The organism is Roseixanthobacter psychrophilus (assembly GCF_043195195.1).
Taxonomy (GTDB): Bacteria; Pseudomonadota; Alphaproteobacteria; order Rhizobiales; family Xanthobacteraceae; genus NCEH01.
This window is the reverse complement of sequence record NZ_JBAFWT010000027.1, coordinates 14,295-37,984: the sequence shown is the minus strand read 5'-3', so window position 1 is coordinate 37,984 and position 23,690 is coordinate 14,295. Positions and strand designations below refer to the sequence as shown.

Genomic DNA, 23,690 nt, shown 5'->3' with positions numbered 1-23,690 from the left:
GGTTCTGGGGCAAATGTTTCATGTGAAACATCGGATCGGCGAAGAAGAACAGCGCGGAAGAGCCGTTTATTCTGCATGTTCGCGGCATTGATCGGCAAATTCCGGCGAAGTTCAGCAGCGCGAATTTTGCGGGGGGTATGTCAGGGCTCCCCGGCCCCCGTCCGGTCCCGTCAGAGCGAAGCTTCCCTAGCGTCAGCTTGTCAGAAAATGCTCCGGCAAGCTCGGCCGGCGCTTGTAAATTCTGCTGCGTTGCATCATTGTGACGGCATTTCCTATTGCGATGCAGCAATCACGGCCCATCTAGATATCAGCCAGCCTAGGGGTCGTCCCTCTGCACATCCCCCCACCGCGCCCGCCTCGGCTCTATCCGTCCGCCCGCATGCGCGGGGCCGTTATTTTGCATTCCATGGAACGGCGGCCCGCTCGTGTCGGAAACCGTTCCAGTTCAGGACACTTCTCGATGCACATGCCCAACAAGATCGACATGATGGAAGCCACGCGGCTGACGCGCGAAGGCCGGCTTGAGGAGGCGGTGGCGCTTCTGCGCCGCGCTGTCGGCACCGAGCCCGGTGCGGGGCTGGAGGCAGGGCTGGTGGCAGGGGCCGCGCAGTCCGGCGCCTCTGTATCCGACTATCTTTCCGATTCGCTGAAGGGCTTCTTCGCGCCGCCGGCCCCGGCCCCGGCGGGGACTCCGGGCCGGGACGATGGCGCGTTCCGCGACCACGTCTATGCCAATGCAGCGGGCAGCCGCACCTATAAGCTCTACGTGCCCAGCCGCTATGGCAAAAAGCCCTTGCCGCTGCTGGTGATGCTGCACGGCTGCACCCAGTCTCCCGACGATTTCGCCGCCGGCACGCGGATGAACGAGGTGGCCGAGGAACATGGGCTGCTGGTGGCCTATCCCGCGCAGGTGCAGTCCGCCAATGCCTCAAAATGCTGGAACTGGTTCAATGCGGCGGACCAGAAGCGCGGGCAGGGCGAGCCTTCGCTGATCGCCGGCATTACCCGCGATGTAATGGCGAACTATGCGGTGGCGCCGGGACGGGTCTATGTGGCCGGCCTCTCGGCGGGCGGCGCCGTCGCGGCGATCCTCGGCACCACCTATCCCGATCTCTATGCGGCCATCGGCGTGCATTCCGGCCTCGCCTGCGGCGCCGCCAGCGACATGTCCTCGGCGTTCACGGCGATGCGCCAGGGCGGCGCGGTGCCGTTCGTCTCGACCGCGGACGGCGCGCGGGGCGGGGCCATCGTCCCGACCATCGTCTTCCACGGGGATCGCGACAATACCGTTCACCCCACCAATGGCGAGCACGTGGTGGCCCAGTCCAAGGGCGGAGCGACCCTCGATGAGGCCGTGACGCGGGGAACCAGCCCGGACGGCACGGCCTATAGCCGGCGCATCCTCAGCGACCGGCGCGGCCGCGCGGTTCTGGAGCATTGGGTGCTCCATGGCCTCGGCCACGCCTGGTCCGGCGGCAGCCAGCAGGGCAGCTATGCCGATCCGCGCGGGCCCGATGCCAGCCGGGAAATGGTGCGCTTCTTCCTTCAGCACACGCGTATTGAGGATTGATACCGCCGTCGGCGATCGCCTGAGGCGGCCGTCGGCGTTTTGCGCAGCGCGCGGGCGGCCGTTCGCGGCTGCCCGCGAGGCTGCTGCGTGCCCACCGATTCAAGACATGCCCCACGCGTCAAGATTTGCCCTACGCGTCAAGGCCCGCCCCACGCGCCGCCCATCGGCTTCACGGCCAAGTTTGAATATCGCCGGGCCGTCGTCCGAGCTGTGACAGTCGCCGCGGTGAAGCTCAACCGTCAGGCGTGCCGCCACCTTTAATTTTCTTTAAATTCCGCTGGAAGTTCAGTGCAATTTCCACTTTGGAAGTATAATACTCTCTCAAAATGAAAAGAGTCATCGTCGTGCGGTTTATGAACCCCACACGAGGCGATGTGACTAGGTATCATCTGGGGGGTATATGAGAAAATACAGCGCGCCTGTGCGGGCGATCGCATTGTCATGCCTGGTATTATTTTCGGGTGTGACCGCGTCTCGGGTGGCTGCGGAAACCGCGCCGCCGTTCCTTAATATCATTGTCGGCGGGCCGGTGCCCAGCGCGGCCGATACGGCAAAAGACAATGTTCTTGCGCTGAATACGGCCATGTTCGCGCTCTATGGCGATACCAGCCGCATCGTCTCCGCCAACATCCTGGCCCAGCACCCGGTTATCCTGGCCCTGTTCTCCGGCTCTGGCGGGCGGCTGATGTTGTACCGGCCCGGCCAGCCGCGCCTCGAGGCGCCCTCGGTGCCGGACGTCTACCAGCTCCTCAAGTCCATCGGCCACAGCACCATGGTGCTGTCGGTGCTGGCCGGTCCGCACCTGGACAAGCCCGCCGACCAGAGCTGGGTCGGCCCCATGAGCGCGTTCCGCGCCCAGATGCAGGCCGCGCTCGACAGCCTCGACAAGACCTCCATGCCGCCGGAATGGCGCCCGAACAATGCGCAGATCCTGAAGGACAACATCGCCTTCATGGATGAGAGCCTCAAGAAGGGCGTCATCACCTTCGACGCGCTGGCCGCCTTCACCAAGAAGCAGGGGCCGCAGCTCAAGAAGAGCATCGCCTGGGCCGCCCAGACGCAGGTCAACCATTGGATGGGCGTGGTCGCCGAATGGAAGGCCATGCTCGGCCCAGATTGGGACAAGACCTATGCCGCCAGCAACACCATCTATGTCGCGCGGCAGAACAATATTCTCTACAGCATCCTCGCCCAGTTCTTCGGTCCGGACGCGATCAATTCGCGCCTGATCCTGATCGAGACCGTCTCCTTCACCACCACGCCGGAAGACATGCTGGGCTCGCTGACCCGCATCATCGCCGACCGCACGGTCGGCGGCCTGTTCTTCGGCAATAATGCGGTGATGGATTACGAACTGATGGGCGGCGACGCGCGCGATGCCATCATCGCCGACGCCACCAAGCGCGGCATGACGCCGTTCCTGCCGCCGCTGGTGCCGTTCGGCTCCAAGCAATGGCCGACCCTGATCACGCCCGGTCCCGGCCCCGCGACCCTGTCGCAACTGCCCTGACCCGACCGCGATCCCCGGCGCGCCCATCACGCGCCGGGGTTATGGTCTGTGAAATCATCACGCATCGGCGTCGGAGCTGTTCCTGTCATGGACATCAACACCATTCGCCATATCGAGCGGCCGCGCTCCGCAGCCGAGGTGACGCCGTGGCGCGAGGGCCTCGCCTGGCTGTCGGGCGGCACCTGGCTGTTCTCCGAGCCGCAGCCCGCCCTCGATACGCTGATCGACCTGCGGGCCTTCGACTGGCCCGACCTGGCCGTGGGGCCGGACGGGCTGGAGATCGCCGCCACCGCCCGCATCGCCGCCCTCGACGCCCTGGCGCCGCCGCCGGAATGGACCGCCGGGCCGCTGCTCTCCCTGTGCAGCCGCGCGCTGCTGATGTCGTTCAAGATCGCCCATGAGGCGAGCGTCGGCGGCAATATCTGCATGTCGCTGCCGGCGGGGGCCATGATCTCGCTCACGGTCGCGCTGGAAGGCGTCTACACGCTGTGGCCGCGCGAGGGCGCGCCGCGCACCGTGGCCGCCGCAGATTTCGTCACCGGCAACCATGCCAACATCCTGGCGCCCGGCGAATTGCTGCGCTCCATCCATCTGCCGGCTTCCGCGCTCGCCAAGCGCTTCGCCTTCCGCCGCTCCTCGCTCTATCACCTCGGCCGCTCGGCGGCGCTGCTGATCGGCACGTCGGGGCCCGAGGGCGACCTGCTGCTGACCATCACCGCCGCCACCTTCCGCCCGGTGCAATTGCGCTTTGCGCGCGCGCCGAGCGCCGAGGACCTGCGGCATGCCATCGCCGCCGCGATCCCGCACGACGGCTATTTCGACGACGTCAACGGCCTGCCGGCCTACCGGCGGCATCTCACCTTTCACTTCGCCGAGGAGATCCGCGCGGAACTCGCCGGGCCGGGAGCTGTCGCATGAATTATTCCATCGACGGCCATCGCTTTTCCGCCGATCCCCGCCCCGGCCAGTGCCTGCGCACGTTCCTGCGCGAGCGCGGTGATTTCGGCGTCAAGAAGGGCTGCGACCAGGGCGATTGCGGCGCCTGCACGGTGTGGGTGGACGGCGTTCCCATCCATTCCTGCCTGATGCCGGCGTTCCGCGCCGCCGATCGCGAGGTCACCACCGTCCAGGGCCTCGCGAACGGCGACGACCTGCACCCGGTGCAGCAGGCGTTTCTGGATGCGCAGGCGTTCCAGTGCGGCTTCTGCTCCGCCGGCATGATCATGACCATTGCCGCCCTCGACGAGACGCAGCGGGCCGACCTGCCGCGCCATCTCAAGGGCAATCTGTGCCGCTGCACCGGCTATGCCGCGATCCACGATGCCATCGACGGCGTGGTGAATGTGAGCGCCGACATCGCCGGCGGCGCGTGCGGCGTCAGCCTGCCCAATCCGTTCGGACCGGGCATCGTGACCGGGCACGCACGCTACACCATGGATGTGGAGGTGGCGGACCTGACCCATCTCAAGGTGCTGCGCGCGCCCCATGCCCATGCCCGCATCGTCTCCATCGACAAAGCGCCGGCACTGGCGGTGCCGGGCGTGCTGGAGGTGTTCACCTGGGAAGACGTGCCGCGCCGGCTCTACAGCACCGCCACCCACGAGGACCATCTCGTCGACCCCGACGACACTTATATGCTTGATACTGTGGTGCGCTTCGTCGGGCAGCGGGTGGCGGCGGTGCTGGCCGAGAGCGAGGCGGCGGCCGAGGCCGGCTGTCGCGCCCTGGTGGTGGATTATGAGCTGCTGCCGGCGGTGTTCGACCCGCAGCTTGCCATGGCGCCCGAGGCGCCGGTGCTGCACCACAAGGGCGGCGAGGCCCATGGCAACGTGTTCGCCGAGATCCGGGGCGAGGTGGGCCATGTGGCCGAGGGCTTCGCCCGGGCGGACGCGATCCACGAGCGCACCTACACCACCTCGCGGGTCCAGCACGTGCATCTGGAGACCCACGGCTCCATCGCCTGGAAGGGCACGGACGGGCGCATCCACGTGCGCACCTCCTCGCAGGCGCCGTTCATCGCCCACGAGAAGCTCTGCCACCTGTTCGGCTTCATCCCCGCCGACCTGCATGTGTTCACCGAGCGCGTCGGCGGCGGGTTCGGCGGCAAGCAGGAGATGCTGACCGAGGATCTCTGCGTGTTGGCCATGCTGAAGACCGGCCGGCCGGCAAAATGGGAATACACCCGCGAGGAGCAGTTCATCGGCGCCAGCACGCGCCACCAGATGACCACGCGCGTGAAGCTCGGCGCGACCAGGGACGGCACCCTCACGGCGATCGAGATCAAGGTGGTCTCCAACACCGGCGCCTATGGCGGCCATGGCAGCGAGACGCTGGCGGCCTCGCTCGCCAGCCCCATGAGCGCCTATCGCTGCGCCAACAAGAAGGGCGAAGGGTTCGTCGTCTATACCAACATGGTGCCCGGCGGCGGGTTTCGCGGCTATGGCGCCTCGCAGAGCACCTTCGCCATCGAATGCGCCATGGACGACCTGGCCAAGCTGCTGGGGATCGATCCCTTCACCTTGCGCCGCCGCAACATGGTGACCGCCGACGACTGGATCGAGGCGATCTGGAGTGGCGTGTCGGACGTGGAGTTCGGCAGCTACGGCCTCGACCAGTGCATGGATCTGGTGGAGGAAGCGCTCGCCACCGGCCCGCGTCGGCCCAGGCCCGAGGGCGAGCATTGGGCCGAGGGCACCGGCATCGCGCTCGCCATGCTGGAATCCGGCCCGCCGACCGAGCATCGCTCCGGCGCGGTCATGGAGCTTCTGCCCGACGGGCGGTTCCATCTGGCGGTGGGCTCCACCGAAATGGGCAATGGCTCGGTGACCTCCCATCGCCAGCTTGCGGCGAGCGTGCTCGGCGCGCGGGCGCAGGACATCGACATCATCAATGCCGACACCGACAAGGCGCCGTTCGACACCGGCACCTTCGCCAGTACCGGCACCGTGGTGGCCGGCCAGGCGGTGATGCTGACCGCGACCGCGCTGCGCCAGAACATCCTCTCCTATGTCGCCCGCATCACCGCAACCAAGCCCGACGACTGGGCCCTGGAGGCGGATGCCGTGGTGGGCGGCAATGCCCGCATCTCCCTCGTCGAACTGCATGCCAAGGGCACGGCGGCGGGCCATCGCTTCCTCGCCAAGCGCAAGGCCTATCTCTCGCCGCGCACGGTGGCCTTCAATGTCCAGGGCATCCGCCTTGCCGTGCATCGCATCACCGGCGACATCGAGATCCTGCAGAGCGTGCATGCCGCCGATATCGGCCGGCTCATCAATCCCATGCAGTGCCGCGGGCAGATCAACGGCTCGATCGTCATGGGGCTCGGCTGGGCGCTGACCGAGCACATGGATTACGACGACACCGGGCACCTGAAGAATGCGGCGCTGCGCAATTACCGCATCCCGAGCTTCGCCGACGTGCCGCGCACGCAGATCCTGTTCGCCGATACCTATGACACCATCGGCCCGCTCGGCGCCAAGGCGCAGGGGGAATGCGCGATCAACCCGGTCGCGCCCGCCGTTTCCAACGCCTTGTTCAATGCCACCGGGGTACGCTTCGACAGCCTGCCGTTCACCCCCGACCGCATCTTCGACCGCCTGCAGCCCCATCCATGAGCAGCGCGCCCACTCCTTCGTCCGCCGTCACCATCGTGACGCAGACCCGCGTGCTGCCCGGCTTCGAGGAGGCGTTCTCGGTGTGGCAGGAGCAGACCAGCGCCTCCATTGCCGCGCTGCCGGGATTTCTGGGCCAGACCCTGATGCGCCCGAGCCCGCCGGCGCAGGTGGATTGGGTGATCCTGCAGCGCTTCGAAAGCACCGCCGCCGCCATCGCCTGGCTGAATTCGCCCGCGCGTCTCGCCCGCGTCGCCGGTGCCCAATCCATGCTGGTGGGCCGCGACGACGTGCATATCGTGCCCGACGGCGGGTCCGGCGTGCTGCCGGCGGCGGTGTCGGCGGTGATTTCCACCCGCGTCAAGCCGGGGCAGGAGTTGGCCTATCGCGCGTGGGAACAGCGCATCGCCTCGGCCCAGAGCAAGGCGCCGGGCTTCCAGGGCTATCGCTTCGAGCCGCCGATCCCCGGCGTGCAGGACGACTGGCTCTCGATCCTGCGGTTCGACAGCGAGGAGAATCTCCAAGGCTGGCTGAACTCGCCCGAGCGCAAGGCGCTGCTCGCGGAAGCCGAGCCGTTCACCGAGGAATTCCACGCCCGCATCGCCCGTTCCGGCTTCGACCAATGGTTCGCCGGCGGCGCCAAGGGGCCGGCGGCGGCGGTGTGGAAGCAGAACATGCTGGTTCTGATGCTGCTGTACCCGGTGGTCTTTCTGTTCGGGATCACGGTGCAGAACCCGCTGCTGACCGGCTGGGCGGGGCTTGCCTTTCCGGTTGCGCTGTTCATCGGCAATGTGGTGAGCGTGCTGCTGCTGAACTATCTGGTGCCCTGGACCAGCGCGCGCTTTTCCTGGTGGCTGTCGCCGCCGGCACCCTCGCGTGCCAACGACCTGCGCGGCGCCGCGATCATCCTCGCCACCTATGCCGTTCTGATCGTCACCTTCACCTTCTGGTTGTAAGGCGGGCGTTTCGCGCAACCGCTCCTAGGCGCCGCGGAATACCGGCTTGCGCTTTTCGAGGAAGGCCCGCTTGCCTTCCTGGTGGTCGGCCGAGAGATAGAGCGCCGATTGCAGCTCCAGCTCGCGCTCCAGGGCCGCGTCGAGCCCCGCCGCCAGCACGGCCTTGTGCATGGCGAGGGGCAGGGGGGCGAGGTCGCAGACCAGCCCGGCATGGCGCACCGCGCACGCCAAGGCGTCTCCCGGCGCGGCAAGCTGGTCGACGAGACCCAGGCCGAGCGCCTCCGCCGCCGCGACCGGCTGGGCATAGAGCAGCATCTGCCGGGCCGCGCCGTGGCCGATGCGCTGGGGCAAGGTGTGGAGCAGGCCGAGATCGCCGATCAGCCCCACCTTTGCAAAGCTCGCGACGAAGCGGGCGTCCTGGGCGGCCACCACCGTGTCGCAAGCGACCGCGAGCGAGAGGCCGGCGCCCGCCGCCCAGCCCTCGACCGCGGCGATCACCGGCTTTGTGGCTTGCATGACGGCCTTCACCAGCCGGTGCGCGTCGATCAGGCGCGCGCGGCCCTGGGCGAGGGTCTCCACGTTCATGTCGCCGAGGTCGCCGCCGGAGGAGAAGGTGCCGCCGGCCCCGGTGAGGACGATGGCGCGCACCGCATCCTCGCCGTTCGCGCGCTCGACCGCATCCAGCAGCGCCGCGCGCATCGCCCGCGACAGCGGGTTGCGCCGCGCGGGCTGGTTCAGCGTCAGGATCGCGACCGCGCCGTCGCGTCCCGTCTCTACGAGGTTCGGCATCGGCGCGGTCTAGCGCTGGAGCGTCGAATCGAAGGTCTCGCCGAGCTGCGCCTGCCCGATGATCTGCGCGGTGCGATCATGGCCGGCGTGCAGCACGTGGGTTTCCAGGTCGCGCAGGGCGCGGGCGAGCGGAAACTCGTCGAACAGCGAGGTGGAGCCCGCGCAATGAATGATCTTGTGCGACAGCTCGAAGGCGACGTGCGCGGCGAGCGATTTCGCGCTCATGGAGATCAGCTCCGCCTCCACCACCGGCTTGGTCTTCCAGGAGGAGATCGCCTGGTGGAACAGCGCGCGGGCGCCGTCGAGGGCGATCTTCATCTCCCCGGTGCGCATCTGCATGATGCCGTCCTTGCCCCGGCCGCGCTGGCGCACATAGTCGAGGAACCAGTCGTACATGCCTTCCGCGGTGCCGAGATAATTGGCGGTGAAGCCGAGGTGGAACTTGCCCTGCCAGCGCTGGCGCGGATAGGTGCCGGGCTCGCCCAGCACGTTCTCGTCCGGCACGAACACGTCCTTGAGATAGATGATGGGCGAGGGGGCGGCCCGCATGCCGTTGGGCCGGTACCAGGTATGGTCCATGGTCACGCCGGGCATGTCCGGCTCGATGATGAACATCTGGTGGTTCAAATTGTAGTCCTCGACCCCCTCGATGGCGGCGAAGATGATGGCGAAGCCCATGGTCTCGCCGTTGGTGGCGTAGTTCTTCTCGCCGTTCACCACATAGCCGCCGTCCACCCTGCGGGCGGTGGTGGTCATCTGGTACATGTGCTTGCGCTTGGGCTCGCTGCCGACGAACGCACCGAGGAACGGGCGCTCGCGCATCGGGGCGAGGAACTTCTCCTGCTGGCGCTTCGTGCCCACCTGCTCCAGGCACCATGCGGTGTGGTTCGTCACCTGGTAGCAATGCGCCGTGCCGCTGCAGCCGCGCGCGATGGTGCGCAGCGCCTGGAGGTAGGTCGCGGGATCCTCGCTGTCGAGATTGCTGCCGCGCCCGCCGTTCGCCGTGCTGACCGTGGTCATCAGCCAGCCGCGCTCGTGCAGGTCGCGGATGTTATCCATGGGCATGGAGCAGTTTTCGTCATAGGCGCGTCCACGCGCCCGGAAGTCGGTTTCCGCGAGGTGCCGCAGTTCCTTCATTTCGGCGGTTTCCAGCGCCGCTGCGGGATCGAACGCGGCAATGTTTGGGCTGCGGTCAAGCATGGCTGAGCTCCGTTCTGCTTGTGTCTGAGAAGTGGCAGGCCACCCGGTGCTCCGGGCCGACCTGCTTCAGGTCCGGCGGGTCCGTGCGACAGATGTCGGCGGCGAGCCGGCAGCGGGTATGGAAGGGGCAGCCCGAGGGCGGATTGAGGGGCGAGGGGATCTCCCCGTCCACCATCGCCGCCTGCGGGGCGCCGGGGGTGGCGCCGGCGATCAGCGCGAGGGTGTAGGGATGGCGCGCATCCTTGAGGATCGCCGCGCGCGCACCGACTTCCACCAACCGGCCGAGATACATGACGCCGATCTGGCTGTTCATGTGGGAGACGATGGCGAGGTCATGGGAGATCAGCAGGAAGGTGAGTTGCAGGTCGCGCTGCAGGTCCTTCAGCAGGTTGAGGATCTGCGCCTGGATCGAGACGTCGAGCGCCGACACCGGCTCGTCGAGGACGATGCAGCGCGGCTCCAGCGACAGGGCGCGGGCGATGGCGACCCGCTGGCGCTGGCCGCCGCTCATCTCGCTGGGATAGCGATAGGCGGCTTCCGGCGGCAGGCCGACCAGTTGCAGCAGTTCGCGCACCTTCTCATTGCGCGCGGAGGCGCCGGCGATGGTGCCGTGGATGCGGATCGGCTCGTCGATGATGCGGCCCGCCCGCATGCGCGGGCTCAGGGAGCTATAGGGGTCTTGGAGCACCGGCTGCAGAATCCGGCGGAATGCGGCATCGGATTTGATATGGGCGGTCATGTCCTGGTTGGCGATGGTGATCGAGCCGCCGGTCGGGGCCTCGGCGCCCATGATCATCTTCGCCGTCGTGGTCTTGCCGGAGCCGGATTCCCCGACCAGGCCGAAGGTCGAACCCTCCGGAATCGCGAACGAAATTCCCGCGACGGCGCGCAGCTCGCGGCTGCTGCCGAACATGCCGCGGCGGACCATGTAGGATTTCCTGAGGTCCCGGACCTCGATGAACGGGGCGGTCATGCGAGGCGCTCCGGCGCGCGCCAGCACGCCACCCGGCGCGGCGGCGAGACGGTTGCGAACCATTCGGGGTATTGCGCGCGGCAGGTGTCGTCGGCATAGGCGCAGCGCGGCGCGAAGCGGCAGCCGGGCGGGAGGTCGGCGAGCGCGGGAGGCTGGCCCGGGATCAGGGCGAGGCGCTCGCGGTCCTGGCCCAGCCGGGGCAGGGCGCGCAGCAGGCCCTCGGTATAGGGATGCGCCGGCCGCTCGAACACCGCCGCCACCGGCCCCTGCTCGACGATGCGCCCGGCATACATGATGGCGACGGAATCGCAGAAGCGCTCCACCGCGTGCAGATCGTGGGTCACCAGGATGATCGCCATGTTGGTCTCCCGCTGCAGCTCGCGCAGCAGGGAGAGGATCTGTTGCTGAACCGTGATATCGAGGGCGGTCGTCGGCTCGTCGGCGATCAGCAGGCGGGGCGAGCAGGCGAGGTTGATGGCGATCGCCACGCGCTGGCGCATGCCGCCGCTGAGCTGGTGCGGATAGGCGAACATCCGCTCCTCCGGCGCCGGGATCCGCACCTGCTTGAGCACCTCGATCACCCGCCGGCGGCGTTCGGCGCGGTCCCTGATGCCCATGCGATAGCGGAACACCTCGCCGATCTGCTCCTCCACCGTGTAGAGCGGGTTCAGCGAGGTCATGGGGTCCTGCAGCACCATGCCGATCTGGCTGCCGCGGACCGACTGCATGGCTTTCGCCGGCTTGCGCAGGAGATCGTCGCCGTCGAGGCGGATGCTGCCGCCCGCGACGCGTCCGCTCGCCGGCAGCAATTGCATCACCGACAGGCAGGTCATGCTCTTGCCCGAGCCCGACTCGCCCACCAGCGCGAGGGTTTCTCCCGCCCGCACCGAGAAGCTGACGTCGTCCACAGCCGCGACCACGCCGGAGCGCGTCGTCAGCCAGGTGGTGAGGTTCTCCACGCGGAGGAGTTCGGACATGGCCATCGTCACCGCGCACGCACCGTTGGGTTGAGGCGGTCGCGCAAGGCGTCGCCGAGCAGGTTGCCGCACAGCACCGTCGCCATGAGCACGCAGCCGGGCATGATGGAGATCCACCACGCGCGGTCGAGATAGCCGCGGCCGTCCGCGATCATGGTGCCCCAGGAGGGATCGGGCGGCTGCACGCCGAGGCCGAGGAAGCTCAGCGTCGCTTCGAGGATGATGATCAGGCCGAGGTCCAGGGTCGCCAGAACGATGAAGGTGTTCAGCACGTTGGGCGCGATGTGCTGGACGATGATGCGCACCGGGCCGGCGCCACCGAGCCGCGCCAGCAGGACGAAGTCGCGGGACTTGAGGGAGAGCGCCTCGCTGCGCACCACGCGGGCGAACCGCGCCCAGTTGGCGAGGCTGAGGACGACGATGATGTTGGTGAAGCTCGGCCCCACCGCGCCCACCAGCACCAGCGCCAGGATCACCGCCGGCAGCGAGAATTGCACGTCGGCGAGCCACATGACGAGGCGGTCCGCCGCGCCGCCGAGATAGCCGGCGACGAGGCCGATGGCGGTGCCCGCCGCCCCGGCGAGCGCGACCGCGCAGAAGGCGATGAACAGCGAGATCTGCGCGCCCCAGATGATGCGCGAGAGAATGTCCCGCCCGAGCTGGTCGGTGCCGAGCCAATGCAGCGCGGACGGCGGTTGCAGCGAGGCGTCGAGGGCGATGGCGTTGGGATCGAAGGGTGCCACCAGCGGCGCGCAGATGGCGCTGCCGAAGATCACCACCAGCAGGGCCAGCGAGCCCCACAGCTGGACCCGCGCCGCCATGTTGGGGCGGAACGCGGAGGTGTCGCACGGCAGCGAGGTGTCGCGCTTGCCGGTGCGCACGATGTCGGGGTGCGGATGCGCGTGCTCAAGCATAGCGGATCCGCGGATCGATATAGGCGTAGAGCATGTCGACGGCGAGATTGATCAAGGTGAAGATCACCGCCGCAACGGTCACCGCCGCCTGCACGACCGTGTAGTCGAGGTTGGCGATGGAATCGAGGATCAGCTTGCCCATGCCGGGCCAGGCGAACACGGATTCGATCGACACTGCCCCGCCCATGAGAATGCCGAACTGCAGCGAGGCGAAGGTGAGCACCGGCAGGGCGGCGTTCTTCAGCGCGTGCTTGTAGATCACCACCCGCTCGGGCAGGCCCTTGATGCGGGCCATCTTCACATATTCCGAGCCCAGCACTTCCAGCATGTTCGAGCGCGTGAGGCGCATCAGCCCGGCGGACGAATACCAGCCGAGGGCCACGGCGGGCATGACCAGATGTTGAATGCCGCCGTAGCCGCTGGTCGGCAGCAGGCCGAGATGGACCGAGAGGAACAGCACCAGCACCAGGCCGAAGAAGAACGGCGGCGCCGCCTGGCCGAGCAGGGCCACGAGCTTGGCGACGAGGTCGATCCAGCTGTCCGGCCGCACCGCGGAGGCGACGCCGAGCGGCACGCCGACCAGGATTCCAAGGCCGAGCGACGACATGGTGAGGATCAAGGTCGGGCCGATCCGCTCCATCACCACGTCGAGCGCGGGCCGGCTGAAGCGGTAGGACATGCCGAGATCGCCGTGCAGCAGGCCGAGGAGGAAGCGGCCGTATTGCACGATCACCGGATCGGAGAGGCCCATCTGGTGGCGCAGCAGCTCGCGGTCGGCCTCGGTGGCCTCGGGCGGAAGCATCAGATGGGTGGGATCGCCGATGAGCCGGACGATCACGAAGATGATCAGCGTGACGATCAGGATCGTGACCACCGCCTGGACCAGGCGCTGAAACAGATATCGCGGCATGGTTCAGCTCTCCCCCGCCGGGCCGCCGGCACGGCGGCGGCGCGGATGCCGGGGCGTGGGCGCGCTCATTTCCACGACAAGGTCCTCAGGTCGTACCAGGCGATGCCGGCCTGGGGGTCCCAGACGAGGTCGGAATCCTTGCCGAAGACATAGATCAGCTCGGTCAGCAGCACGGACTGGGCATCGTCGCGCAGGACCTTGCCGATCTGCTGGAAGATGCGGTCGCGATCGGCCACGTCCACCTTGGTGTTGACCTCGGTGAGCAGGGCTTCGACCTGCGGGTTGGAATAATCGGACCAGGTGCCGTCCTTGCTCGCCGCGCCCGAGACCGGATGGATCGGATCGGAGATGGCGTTGGACATCTGCATGAGCGTCAGCGGGCCGCTCTTATGGGTGTTGTTGAGTCGGCTCCAGGCGGCATAGTCGATGCGCTGGATCTTCGCCCGCACGCCGATCTGCGACCAATAGGCGGCCACCGTCTCGGCGATCTCCTTGGGCCAGTCGCTGGAGCTGTAGATGGTGGTGTCGAAGCCGTTCGGGAAACCGGCTTCCTTCAGCAATTGCTTGGCCTTGGCGGGATCGTAGCCGTACGGCTTCAGATCCTTGTTCACCCCATAGGGATAATAGGACGAGATGTAGCTGGAGAGCGGCGCGCCGACCCCGTGCAGCACGCTCTTGATCAGCGCGTTGATGTCGAGACCGTAATTGAGCGCCAGCCGCACCTTCGGATTGGCGAGCGGGGAGGCGGGATCGTTGGAATAGATCCGCACCGCCAGCGGGCTGCCGATGGGCAGCGCCACGACCGACAGGCCGGGCGTCTTCTTGAGGCGCTCGACGTCGACGGTGGGAATGCCGTCGCTCATGTCGACTTCGCCGGCGAGCAGGGCGTTGACGCGGCTGCTCGGCTCCTCGATGAGGCGGAAGATCAGCCGCTTGATGCCGGGCTTGGGGCCGAAATAATCGTCGAAGCGATCCAGCGTCACGGACTGGCCGATCTTCTGCTCGACGAACTTGTACGGCCCGGTGCCGACGGGCGCGCGGGCGAACGCCTCGGGCGAGCCCAGCCCCTGCGTGTAGGCCTTCGGCACGATGAAGAGATAGCCGGTGACCTTGTTGAGGAATGCCCCGTCCGGCTTCGACAGATGGAACACGACCGTATCGGGCGAAGGCGCCTCGACGCTGGCGATGATGGAGGCGAACGAGGGCCGCCGCGTGCTTTTCACGGCGGGGTCGAGGATGCGCTCCATGGAATATTTCACGTCTTCCGCCGTCATCACGGCGCCGTTGTGAAACTTCACGTTCGGCCGCAGCTTGAACGTATAGGTCAGATGGTCCGGCGAGATTTCGTAGCTCACCGCAAGGCTCGGCGCCGGCTTGCCGCTCTTGTCGAGGGCGTAGAGCGTGTCATAGAGCTGCCAGCCGTAGCGCTGGGAATCCCCGCTCGCGGTGACCTGCCCGTCGAGATTGGCGATCTCCTTGCTGACCGCCATGACCACGGTCTCGCGGTCCACGGCCGGCTTGCCGTTGATGGCGTGCGCCGGCCCCGCGGCGAGCAGGGTGCAGGCGAGAAGCAGCAGGCGCCGCGAGGTACGGGAAGCGAGAATTCGGGTCATGGCTTGGCCCTTCCGATGCGAGGATCGCAGGTCTGGATCAGCCGCCGCGCCGGGTTTCCGGCCCGCCGCTGACGTAGATCACCTGTCCCGAGACGAAGGAGGCTTCCGCGCTGGCGAGGAAGCAGACGAGATTGGCGACGTCGCGCGGGACGCCGACCCGGCCCACCGCGATGCCCTTGGCGCGCTCGGCCTTGTAGTCTTCCGGGTCCTTGCCCAGCCGCTCGGCGGTCAGGCGGGTCATCTCGGTATCGATGAAGCCCGGCGCCACGCAGTTCACGGTGATGCCGAACCGCCCGAGTTCCAGGGCGAGCGAGCGGGTCATGCCTTGCAGGCCAGCCTTCGCGGTCGAGTAATTGACCTGTCCGCGATTGCCGAGGGCGGAGGTGGAGGACAGATTGACGATCCGCCCCCACTGGCGCTTGACCATCTCCTTCTGCGCCATCTGCGCGCAGAGGAAAGAGCCGCGCAGATGGACGAAGACGATGTCGTCCCAGTCCTTCACGCTCATCTTGTGGATGAGGTTGTCGCGGGTGACGCCGGCGTTGTTGACGAGAATATCGAGGGAGCCGAAGCGCTCGACGATGGTCCGGCCCATGGCCTCGACCGCGTCGGGATCGCCGACGTTGCAGGCGAGGCCGAGCGCACCGACTCCATATTGGTGGGCGATGCGATCGGCTGCGGCGTTTGCCGCAGCCCCGTCGAGATCGCAGATGACGACGCTGGCGCCGTCTTCCGCGAAGCGCTCCGCGGTGGCGTAACCGATGCCGCGCGCCGACCCCGTAACGAGGGCCACGCGGCCAGCCTGTCGAGGCTCCATGCTTCCTCCCGATGGACGGATTGTTCCGTTCCTGTTGCGCATATTGAACCTTTAAAAAATGCGCAATTCAACCCTAATGTATCTATTTCGGATGGAAATTACGTCCAGGAGACATTGCGGAAGTTCAGAAAGCCCGAGCCTTCCTGGACTTCCCATGCCAACGGCGCCTTGTAGGCGAAGACGTAGAACAGCTCCGTGATGTACACGGCCGCCGCGTCGTCGTGCAGGATCTGACCGATCTGCCGGAACAGTGCGCCGCGCTTCTCGGGACCCACCGCGCCGTTGAGCTGGTCGATGAGCGCCTCGACCTGCGGATTGTAATAGTTCGACCAGGTGCCCTCCTTGGAGAACGAGCCGGCCACGGGATGGATCGGATCGTAAATGGCGTTGGTGAACTGGGTGATGGTCATGGGGCCGGTCTTGTGGGTGTTGTTCAGGCGGCTCCACGCGGCATAGTCGATGCGCAGGATCTCGGTCTTGACGCCGATCTGGCTCCAATAGGCGGCGATCGCCTCGGCCAGTTCCTTGGGATGGTCGTTGGCGCTGTAGAGCTTGGTTTCGAAGCCGTTGGGATATCCCGCCTGCTTCAGCAGCGCCTTGGCCTTCGCCGGATCGTACGCGAACGGCTTGATGCTCGGGTCCGACCCATAGGGATAAAAGGCCGAGATGAAGGTGCCCATGGGCTGGCCGACGCCGTGATACACCGAGCGGATGATGGCGGCGGAATCCAGCCCGTGGTTGAGCGCCAGCCGCACGTCGCGCTTGGAGACCGGGAGCGAGGGGTCGTTGGAATAGAGCCGCACGTGCATGGGCGCGGACACCGGATTGACCACCACCTTCACGCCCGGCTCGGCTTGCAGGCGATCCTTCTGGTTCACCGGCACCTGGACCGCGATGTCCACCTCGCCGGTGAGCAGGGCGTTCACGCGCGTCGAGCCCTCGGAGATCATCTTCATGATCAGCCGCTTGATGCCGGGCTTGGTGCCATAGAAACCGTCGAACCGCTCCAGTTCGAGCGACTGCCCCACGTCGTGGCGCACCACCTTGTAGGGGCCCGAGCCGATGGGGGCGATTGCGAACGCCTCGGATGTCGGGAGCGAGGAGATGTAGCCCTTGGGCACGATGAACAGGAAGCCGGCGATCTTGTTGAGGAAGGCGCCGTCCGGCTGCTTCAGGCGGAAGATCACGGTCTGCGGATCGGGCGTATCCACGCCGGCCATGATGGGGGCGAAGAACGGGCGGCGGGTGCTCTTTGCCGCCGGGTCCAGCACGCGTTCCACCGAGAAGGCGACGTCCGCCGAGGTCAGCGGGTCGCCATTGTGGAACAGGATGCCGGGCCGCAGCCGGTAGGTGTAGCTGAGCCCGTCCGGGGAGACCTCGTAGGAGGTCGCCATGCGGGGCACCATGTTTCCCTTGGAATCGAAGCCGTAGAGCGTGTCGTAGATCTGCCAGGCGTAGCGCAGGGAATCGCCGCTGGCGGTGATCAGGGCATCGAGATTCTGAATTTCCTTTTCCAGGGCCACGACCAGCGTGTCGCGGTCCACCGCGGGCTGCGTGGGAATGGCCCAGGCCTGGCTCGGGGCGAAGGCCGGCACGAGGGGCAGGCCGAGCAGAAGCGCATTCACGCCGCGGCGTGTGAGGTGACGCATTTTGTTTCCCTCCCGATCGGTTCAATGCCGATCTAATTTAATTCTATAGATTTAATCAACAAAACTTTATGCGGTCCTCCCCTGCGTTGCGATGGGATGCCGAACCCGCTTTCATTTGGCGTTCTGAAGCGGGTTTGCGGCTTCGCTCATCGATGGTCTGGAGCCTGCATCGAGCGCCATGGCATGCTCGCGCAGCTTGAATTTCTGAACCTTTCCAGTGCCCGCCGTCATGGGCAGTTCCTCCACCAGAACCACCATTTCCGGAAGCTTGAAGGAGGAAAGGCGCGGGCGGAGATAATCGATCAAGGCTTCCGGCGCGGGCCTGGCGCCCGCTTCCGGCACCACGAAGGCGGCGCCGACCGCGCCCCACTTCTCATGCGGAATACCCACGACGGCGGACGTCGCGACATCCTGATGGGCGTTCAGCACAGCCTCCACCTCCGCGGGGGAGACGTTGAAGCCACGGCTCTTGTAGCCGTCGCCGAGGCGGCTGAGGTAGGTCAGGCGGCCACTCTCGTCCACCACGCCCAGGTCCCCGGTGCGGAACCAGCCCTCCGGCGTGATCGCCTTCGCCGTTTCCACCGGCTTCTTGAAATAGCCGGGGGTGATGCAATAGCCCCGCGCCCAGATCTCGCCGGGTGTGCCGGGCGGCTGGGCGGCGCCGGTTTCCGGGTCGGCGATTCTCAGCTCGACATCAGGCAGCGCAAAGCCCTGGGTGGTCAGGCGAATTTCCAGCGGGTCGTCCCAGCGATTGCGGGTCAGCACCGTGGTGGTTTCGGTGAGGCCGTAGCCGGTCAGCATGCCGGGGACGCCAAGCGCGGTGGCGACCGCCTCCAGCACCGCGCGATCATTGCTCAGCACCCAGCCGATGCGCAGCGACGAGAGGTCGAAGTCATGTCGCCCAGTATGCGCGAGCAGCGCTTCCACCATGGGCGGGAGGAAATGGCTGCAGGTGCAGCGTTCGGCGGCCACGGTGGAGAGGAAGGCGTCCGCCTCGAAGCGCTCGGCGAGCACGATTGCCCCGCCGCGCGTCCAAAGCGGCAGGACCGCATTCATCATGGCCATGGAGCCGAACAGCGGGATGCACAAATAAAGCCGGTCCTGCTCCGTGAGGTCGGCGCGCGCGCCGATGTCATAGCCCTTGCGCCAGACGCAATGCGTGATCAGCGCGCCTTTCGGCAGCGCGGTGGTGCCGGAACTGTAGGAGATGAGCGCGGGCGCGTCGGGATCGGTCGCGAGCGGCAGCGGGGCCCCCGGCGCGGGTGCGGGCGCGTCGAAGCGTGCCCCGAGCGTCACGCCGGGCATGGCCTCGTCGGGCTGTTCGCACACGATCACCCGCCGCAGGTGCGGAAGGGCGGCGCAAGACAGGATCGGCCCTTGCGCGCGCAATTCCGGGCACAGGGTGGCAATTTCCGCGAGGAAATCGCGGAACGCCGGCCGGCCGGGGAGGACGAGGGCGCAGCTTTCGGATTGTTCGAGCTGATAGGTGACTTCCGGCAGCTTGAGGCGGGTGTTCAACACCACCACGATCACCCCGATCTGCGCCGCGCCCATCCAATACCAGAGGAATTCCGCGCGATTGGGCAGCCAGAGTGCGAGCCGGTCGCCGGGCTTGAGGCCGATGTCCAGCAGGTATCGGGAAGCTTCGTCGATGCGCTGTTTGACTTCCAAAAAGGAATAGCGTTCCTCTGCGAAAACCAATGCTTCGCGGTCCGCGAAGCGTTCGCAGATCAAGGCGAGAGCCTGTGCGTATGTTTTGCTGATAAACGGATTGTGTGAGGCTGACATGGTGCCGATCTGCTTCGCAGGAGTCGCTTTGCCGCACATATCGATACAAAGCGATTATAAAGTGACATATTGCTCTGTCAATGTCACTATCTGAGCTGGTACACTTCTGCGCCGGATTTAAACATATGTGGACCCCGAACATTGATCATCTGGAAGGCCCGCGCTATCTGGCCGTGGCCAGCGCGATCGCCCAGGCCATCGACAGCGGCGAGCTTGCGCCCGGAGCGCAATTGCCGCCGCAGCGCGATCTGGCCGAACGGCTTGGCGTGACCGTCGGCACGATCACCCGGGCCTATTCCCTGATCCGCAAGCAGAACCTGGTATCGGGCGAGGTGGGGCGCGGCACGTTCGTGCGGCGGGACGACGCCGACGGCGGCCCGCGCTTCGAATTTCGCCCCGACGAGCAGGAATCGCGGATCATCGATCTCTCGTGTTATCGCGCGCCCGTCTCGGGCCTGTCGGACGTGGTGGCCGCGGCGGTGGGCGATCTGGTCGAGCGCGTCGCGCTGCTGCCGCTGCACAAATATCCCCCGCCGGCCGGCTTCCCGGCGCAGCGTGCCGCCGCCGCATCCTGGATCTCCCGCACCGGATTTGCCGCCGAGCCGGAGAACCTGCTGCTCTGCGCCGGCGCCCAGCAGGCCATTCTCATCGCTTTGACCAGCCTGCTGTTTCCGGGCGAGACCATCCTCACGGACGACATCACCTTCCCGGGTTTCAAGGCGCTCGCGGGCATGCGTGGCCTGACCGTGCGGCGGGTGGAGATGGACCAGCACGGCATGACCGTGGACGGGCTCAGGGCCGCCGTGGCGGAGACGCGGGCGCGGGTGGTCTATCTGCAATCGACCCTCCACAATCCCACCACGGCCATCATGCCGCTGGAGCGGCGCAAGGAAATCGCCGCGTTGGCGCGCGCCGAGGATCTGCTGATCATCGAGGACGACGTGACGGCAGCCGTGCTGACGGAGCGTCCGCCGCCCATCGCCGCGTTCGCTCCCGAGCATGTCTGCTACATCACCGGCTTCGCGAAATGCTTCAGCCCCGCGCTGCGCATCGCCTTCATGGTGTCCCCTCGGGCCAAGGTGGAGAGCCTTGCCGGCACGCTCCACATGATGACGCTCGGCACTTCGCCGCTCATGGGCGAGCTTGCCAGCGTGCTGCTGGCGTCGGGCGCCGCGGACGATGTCGTCCGCCGCATGAACCAGGAGACCGCGCGCCGCGAGGCCATCGCCCGCGAGGTCCTCGCGCGCCGCAACATCCGCTCCCATCCCGCCTCGGTCCATATGTGGATGTCCCTTCCGGCCCCATGGCGCGCGCTGGATTTCGAGGTGGCGGCGCGCCGCAATGGCGTCGCGGTGGTGGCTTCGGATCATTTCGCGGCGGAGGAGGGCAAGAGCGCGCCGGCGGTGCGCGTCTCGCTCAATGTCGGTGCCGACGATCAGGTCCTGAAGAAGGGGCTGGCGATCCTCGATCACCTGATGGATTCCCGCCCCTATGCGGCGGCGACGATCATCTGAGGTCATGCGGCGTCTCCGTGAAGACGCTTCTCCCACTCCAGGTAGCGGCGCATTTCCTGTGTCCCCTTGGCATAGGGCGGCGTGACCACGTCCTGGCCGAAATCCGCCTCCGCGCAGGGGCCGGTCTCCAATGTGCCGCCCGCCGCGCACCAGCCGGCATTGCCGCCGTCGAGGACGAACACGGGTTCGTCGGTGCCGGATTTCAGCAGCGTCGCGGCGGCGAAGATCGCCTGCCGCTCGTCGCGCGCGGTCAGCACCAGGGCATGGCCCGGGCGGCTTGCCCGGCCGATCCGCGCCTCAAGCCATCCGCGCGGCAGCCATTGCGCGCCGGGGAGATGGCCGGCCGCGAAATCCGCGCTGGTTCCCACGTCGATGAAAACCTGCGGCAGGTCGAGCGCCTCCAGCGCCTCGCGCGGCAGGGCACGGACGTCGCGCCGGGCCTCCGTCAGGCCGAGGGGCCGCGCGCGCTGGCGGCCGGTCTCCACGGGGCCGGCGGCCTCGATCCAGGCCGGCAGCCCGCCGACGAGGAGGCTCACGCGGGGAAAGCCCATGCGCCGCAGCCAGTAGGCGGCGATGGCGGCGCGGGCATCCCCGTCGTCCATCAGCACGATCTCGGCCGCCTCGACCGCGATATAATCGTCGGTGCATTGGATGAGCTGGCCGCTCGGCACATGCACCGCGCCCGCCGCATGCCCTTGCGCGAACGCATCCGCAGGCCGGACGTCGAAGAAATAGGAGGGGCCGGGGGTGTGCGCGCGCCGGGCGATCAGGTCGCGGGCGTTCCTGGCCTCCACCCCGGCGCCCAGCGCCAGCGCCTCGGCCCGCTGCCGCGCGTCGGCGCGGGTGGCGGCATCCGGCTCGGGCAGGTCGCGGCGGGTTCCCGGCGCGAGGGGGTGGCCGGCGAGGGTCCAGCCCATGGTGCCGTTCTCCAGCGCCGTCGCGGGAAAGCCCAGCAATTGGAGCGTGCGGGCGGCGATGATGCTGCGCGTGCGGCCGGCGCAATGCACCAGCAGCGTGCCTTGCGCCTGGGCGGCGGCGTGCGCCCGCAGCACGGTTTCGAAGCCGGGCATGTTCACCGCGCCCGGCAGGCTCGCGCGTTCGAACTCCCCGGGGGTGCGCACGTCCCACACGCAGAGCGCGGGCTGTCCGGCGCGCAGCTCCGCCAGGGCGTCGGGCGTGATGAAGGCAACGCCATCGTGCACCAGCACCTGCTCGCCGAAGGCCTTGCTCGGCACGTTGAAGCCGGTGGCGAGCGCATGCCCGGCGGCGGCCCAGGCGGGCGCGCCGCCCTCCAGCACCTCGACGGCGTGGTAGCCGGCGTCAAGCAAGGTCTGCCGCGCCAGGGCGGCGCGCCCGTCGTCGCCGTCATAGACCACGACCGGGGTCGCGCGATCCGGCACCAGGGAGGCGATGCGGAACTCGATCAGCCGGCGGGGCAGGGCGGTGGCGCCGGGAATGTGCCCGCGCTCCGCCTCGCCCGCCTCGCGCACGTCGAGCAGGGCCAGGGCGCGCGGGCGCGCCTGCCATCTGGTCGCGAACGTCGCTATATCGAGGGCCATGGTTCCTCCCTTCGAGCGGCACCGCGGATTTTCCGCGCGAGCCGCCGATGCCGTCGAGGCTTGTCCGGAGGGCGTTCGTGCCCCCCGCCTCCTCAATCGGCGGTGTTTTGCGGCGCGCGGGTCTTCGGCTCGGGCTCGCGGCGCCACTGGTTGTTGGATCGCCCGAGAACCGCGCCGGCGATCATGTTCTTGTGGATCTGGATCGTGCCGCCATAGATCGAGCCGCCGCGCACCTCGGCATAGCGCTGGGCGAGCGGGAATTCCTTCATGTAGCCGTTGGCGCCGAAGATCTGGATGGCGGCATCGCAGACCTCCTTGGCGGCCTGAGCCGTGAATACCTTGGCCATGGAGGTCTCGGCCGGGTTGGGTAGGCCGTGGCCGGCGTTCGAGGCCGCGCGATAGACCATGAGCTTCGCCGCCTCCAGCTTCACCTTCATGTCGGCCAGCATCCATTGGATGCCCTGGAACTCGCCGATCTCGCGGCCGAACTGGCGCCGGGTCTTGGCGTAGTCCACGGCGAGCGCGAAGGCGGCCTCGGCCGATCCCAGCATGCGCGCCAAGCTGCCGAGGCGCTCCGCGTTATAGACGCTGATCAGCTTGCCGAAGGCGCTGCCGTCCAGCAGCACATTCTCGCGCGGCACGCGGCACTCGTCGAAGTAAAGCTCGAACAGCAGTTCGTCCGCCATGTTGAGCGAACCCTTGCTGCGCGAGAACCCCGGCGCATCGTGGGGCACGATCACCGCGCCGATGTCGCTCGCCTTGCCAGTGCTGCCGAAGCGGCAATAGGTCAAGGTATAGCTGTTGTTGTCGACGAAGCTGACGAACTGTTTGCGCCCGTTGAGCACGACGCTGTCGCCCTCGATCCGCGCGCGGGTGGTCATGGAGGTGGCCGCCGAGCCCGCCTCGGGCTCCGTGATGCCGATGCCGATGCCGAACCGGCCGGCGCAGACGCCGCTGACGAAGGCATCGCGCTGGGCGTCCGTGCCAAGCTCGCTGATGGCGCCGACCGCGCCGGTGGAACTGCGATGGGCCAGACCGCCCATGATGGAGGCGTGCGACTGCAGGGTCTGGACGATCATGAGCGTATCGAGCAGCGGCAGGCCGACGCCGCCGTGGCTTTCCGGCATGTTGAGCCCGAGCAGGCCGGCTTGCGCCATCGCCTCGCGCAGGCGCTGCACCCCTTGCGGGGAATGGTCCTGCGCCAGCGGCATGAGATTGCGCACGGCGATGCGCGCGGCGCTGTCGATCAGCTCCTGCTGGCGCTCGGTGGTTCGAAAATCCATGGTGTCCTTCCCGTGATGGCGCGTCGAGAGGCGAGACGTGAGACGCGGTTGCGCGTC

General features: G+C 67.4%; 18 protein-coding genes. 6 read left to right on the top strand and 12 right to left on the bottom strand.

The annotated features are described in order from the left end of the window. The first annotated feature begins 460 nt into the window (after window positions 1-460). From V5F77_RS20030 to V5F77_RS20010, 5 genes are all read left to right on the top strand, one after another. The gene (locus tag V5F77_RS20030) at window positions 461-1,570 is read left to right on the top strand and encodes an extracellular catalytic domain type 1 short-chain-length polyhydroxyalkanoate depolymerase (protein WP_429007109.1); all 1,110 of its coding nucleotides are present in this window, start codon (window positions 461-463) and stop codon (window positions 1,568-1,570) included. 478 nt (window positions 1,571-2,048) lie between these two features. Continuing rightward, window positions 2,049-3,080, top strand: a complete 1,032-nt coding sequence (locus V5F77_RS20025) for a hypothetical protein (protein WP_429007108.1) — start codon at window positions 2,049-2,051, stop codon at window positions 3,078-3,080. 87 nt (window positions 3,081-3,167) lie between these two features. Next, the gene (locus V5F77_RS20020) at window positions 3,168-3,998 is read left to right on the top strand and encodes an FAD binding domain-containing protein (RefSeq protein ID WP_429007107.1); all 831 of its coding nucleotides are present in this window, start codon (window positions 3,168-3,170) and stop codon (window positions 3,996-3,998) included. Beyond that, window positions 3,995-6,694 carry a molybdopterin-dependent oxidoreductase gene (locus V5F77_RS20015; RefSeq protein WP_429007106.1) on the top strand — a complete coding sequence of 900 codons (2,700 nt, stop codon included), beginning with the start codon at window positions 3,995-3,997 and terminating at the stop codon, window positions 6,692-6,694. Before V5F77_RS20020 ends, V5F77_RS20015 begins: the two co-directional genes overlap by 4 nt. Continuing rightward, the gene (locus V5F77_RS20010) at window positions 6,691-7,647 is read left to right on the top strand and encodes an antibiotic biosynthesis monooxygenase (RefSeq protein ID WP_429007105.1); all 957 of its coding nucleotides are present in this window, start codon (window positions 6,691-6,693) and stop codon (window positions 7,645-7,647) included. The genes V5F77_RS20015 and V5F77_RS20010 overlap by 4 nt, the downstream gene beginning before the upstream one ends. A gap of 24 nt (window positions 7,648-7,671) precedes the next feature. Here the strand turns inward: V5F77_RS20010 and V5F77_RS20005 are convergent, their stop codons facing one another. The 10 genes from V5F77_RS20005 to V5F77_RS19960 form a co-directional block, all read right to left on the bottom strand. Further along, complete coding sequence (locus V5F77_RS20005; protein WP_429007104.1) at window positions 7,672-8,436, bottom strand: enoyl-CoA hydratase/isomerase family protein; 765 nt, start codon at window positions 8,434-8,436, stop codon at window positions 7,672-7,674. A 9-nt stretch (window positions 8,437-8,445) separates the two neighbouring features. Then, window positions 8,446-9,636 (bottom strand): acyl-CoA dehydrogenase family protein, encoded by a 1,191-nt coding sequence (locus V5F77_RS20000; RefSeq protein ID WP_429007103.1) that lies wholly within the window; start codon window positions 9,634-9,636, stop codon window positions 8,446-8,448. Then, on the bottom strand, window positions 9,629-10,609 hold the full coding sequence (locus V5F77_RS19995) for an ABC transporter ATP-binding protein (protein ID WP_429007102.1): 981 nt from the start codon (window positions 10,607-10,609) through the stop codon (window positions 9,629-9,631). The genes V5F77_RS20000 and V5F77_RS19995 overlap by 8 nt, the downstream gene beginning before the upstream one ends. Further along, complete coding sequence (locus tag V5F77_RS19990) at window positions 10,606-11,586, bottom strand: ABC transporter ATP-binding protein (protein ID WP_429007101.1); 981 nt, start codon at window positions 11,584-11,586, stop codon at window positions 10,606-10,608. Before V5F77_RS19990 ends, V5F77_RS19995 begins: the two co-directional genes overlap by 4 nt. An 8-nt stretch (window positions 11,587-11,594) precedes the next feature. Continuing rightward, a complete protein-coding gene (locus tag V5F77_RS19985) occupies window positions 11,595-12,500 on the bottom strand; it encodes an ABC transporter permease (protein WP_429007100.1) in 906 nt (301 codons plus the stop codon). Continuing rightward, window positions 12,493-13,410, bottom strand: a complete 918-nt coding sequence (locus V5F77_RS19980; RefSeq protein WP_429007099.1) for an ABC transporter permease — start codon at window positions 13,408-13,410, stop codon at window positions 12,493-12,495. The genes V5F77_RS19985 and V5F77_RS19980 overlap by 8 nt, the downstream gene beginning before the upstream one ends. Before the next feature lie 65 nt (window positions 13,411-13,475). Next, a complete protein-coding gene (locus V5F77_RS19975; protein ID WP_429007098.1) occupies window positions 13,476-15,023 on the bottom strand; it encodes an ABC transporter substrate-binding protein in 1,548 nt (515 codons plus the stop codon). Between the two features lie 37 nt (window positions 15,024-15,060). Then, entirely contained in the window at window positions 15,061-15,840 is a 780-nt protein-coding gene (fabG, locus tag V5F77_RS19970) for a 3-oxoacyl-ACP reductase FabG (protein ID WP_429007097.1), read from the bottom strand. A 98-nt stretch (window positions 15,841-15,938) separates the two neighbouring features. Then, entirely contained in the window at window positions 15,939-17,489 is a 1,551-nt protein-coding gene (locus tag V5F77_RS19965; protein WP_429007096.1) for an ABC transporter substrate-binding protein, read from the bottom strand. Window positions 17,490-17,600: 111 nt separating this feature from the next. Beyond that, window positions 17,601-19,223, bottom strand: a complete 1,623-nt coding sequence (locus V5F77_RS19960; RefSeq protein ID WP_429007095.1) for a class I adenylate-forming enzyme family protein — start codon at window positions 19,221-19,223, stop codon at window positions 17,601-17,603. A gap of 179 nt (window positions 19,224-19,402) precedes the next feature. Here V5F77_RS19960 and V5F77_RS19955 point away from each other — a divergent pair, with 179 nt between their 5' ends. Further along, a complete protein-coding gene (locus V5F77_RS19955; protein WP_429007094.1) occupies window positions 19,403-20,791 on the top strand; it encodes an aminotransferase-like domain-containing protein in 1,389 nt (462 codons plus the stop codon). Window positions 20,792-20,793: 2 nt separating this feature from the next. Here V5F77_RS19955 and V5F77_RS19950 read toward each other — a convergent pair whose 3' ends face one another. After that, window positions 20,794-22,350: a rhodanese-like domain-containing protein gene (locus tag V5F77_RS19950; protein ID WP_429007093.1), complete on the bottom strand. Its 1,557-nt coding sequence runs from the start codon at window positions 22,348-22,350 to the stop codon at window positions 20,794-20,796. Between the two features lie 92 nt (window positions 22,351-22,442). Next, window positions 22,443-23,633, bottom strand: coding sequence for an acyl-CoA dehydrogenase family protein (locus tag V5F77_RS19945; RefSeq protein ID WP_429007092.1), 1,191 nt, complete (start codon window positions 23,631-23,633; stop codon window positions 22,443-22,445). Window positions 23,634-23,690 lie beyond the last annotated feature (57 nt).

Excerpts from the sequence above, each read along its gene's own strand:
- V5F77_RS20030 (WP_429007109.1), top strand. The coding sequence starts at position 461 with ATGCACATGCCCAACAAGATCGACATGATGGAAGCCACGCGGCTGACG.
- V5F77_RS20020 (WP_429007107.1), top strand. The coding sequence starts at position 3,168 with ATGGACATCAACACCATTCGCCATATCGAGCGGCCGCGCTCCGCAGCC.
- V5F77_RS20015 (WP_429007106.1), top strand. The coding sequence starts at position 3,995 with ATGAATTATTCCATCGACGGCCATCGCTTTTCCGCCGATCCCCGCCCC.
- V5F77_RS20010 (WP_429007105.1), top strand. The coding sequence starts at position 6,691 with ATGAGCAGCGCGCCCACTCCTTCGTCCGCCGTCACCATCGTGACGCAG.
- V5F77_RS20005 (WP_429007104.1), bottom strand. The coding sequence starts at position 8,436 with ATGCCGAACCTCGTAGAGACGGGACGCGACGGCGCGGTCGCGATCCTG.
- V5F77_RS20000 (WP_429007103.1), bottom strand. The coding sequence starts at position 9,636 with ATGCTTGACCGCAGCCCAAACATTGCCGCGTTCGATCCCGCAGCGGCG.
- V5F77_RS19995 (WP_429007102.1), bottom strand. The coding sequence starts at position 10,609 with ATGACCGCCCCGTTCATCGAGGTCCGGGACCTCAGGAAATCCTACATG.
- V5F77_RS19990 (WP_429007101.1), bottom strand. The coding sequence starts at position 11,586 with ATGTCCGAACTCCTCCGCGTGGAGAACCTCACCACCTGGCTGACGACG.
- V5F77_RS19985 (WP_429007100.1), bottom strand. The coding sequence starts at position 12,500 with ATGCTTGAGCACGCGCATCCGCACCCCGACATCGTGCGCACCGGCAAG.
- V5F77_RS19980 (WP_429007099.1), bottom strand. The coding sequence starts at position 13,410 with ATGCCGCGATATCTGTTTCAGCGCCTGGTCCAGGCGGTGGTCACGATC.
- V5F77_RS19975 (WP_429007098.1), bottom strand. The coding sequence starts at position 15,023 with ATGACCCGAATTCTCGCTTCCCGTACCTCGCGGCGCCTGCTGCTTCTC.
- fabG (WP_429007097.1), bottom strand. The coding sequence starts at position 15,840 with ATGGAGCCTCGACAGGCTGGCCGCGTGGCCCTCGTTACGGGGTCGGCG.
- V5F77_RS19965 (WP_429007096.1), bottom strand. The coding sequence starts at position 17,489 with ATGCGTCACCTCACACGCCGCGGCGTGAATGCGCTTCTGCTCGGCCTG.
- V5F77_RS19955 (WP_429007094.1), top strand. The coding sequence starts at position 19,403 with ATGTGGACCCCGAACATTGATCATCTGGAAGGCCCGCGCTATCTGGCC.
- V5F77_RS19950 (WP_429007093.1), bottom strand. The coding sequence starts at position 22,350 with ATGGCCCTCGATATAGCGACGTTCGCGACCAGATGGCAGGCGCGCCCG.
- V5F77_RS19945 (WP_429007092.1), bottom strand. The coding sequence starts at position 23,633 with ATGGATTTTCGAACCACCGAGCGCCAGCAGGAGCTGATCGACAGCGCC.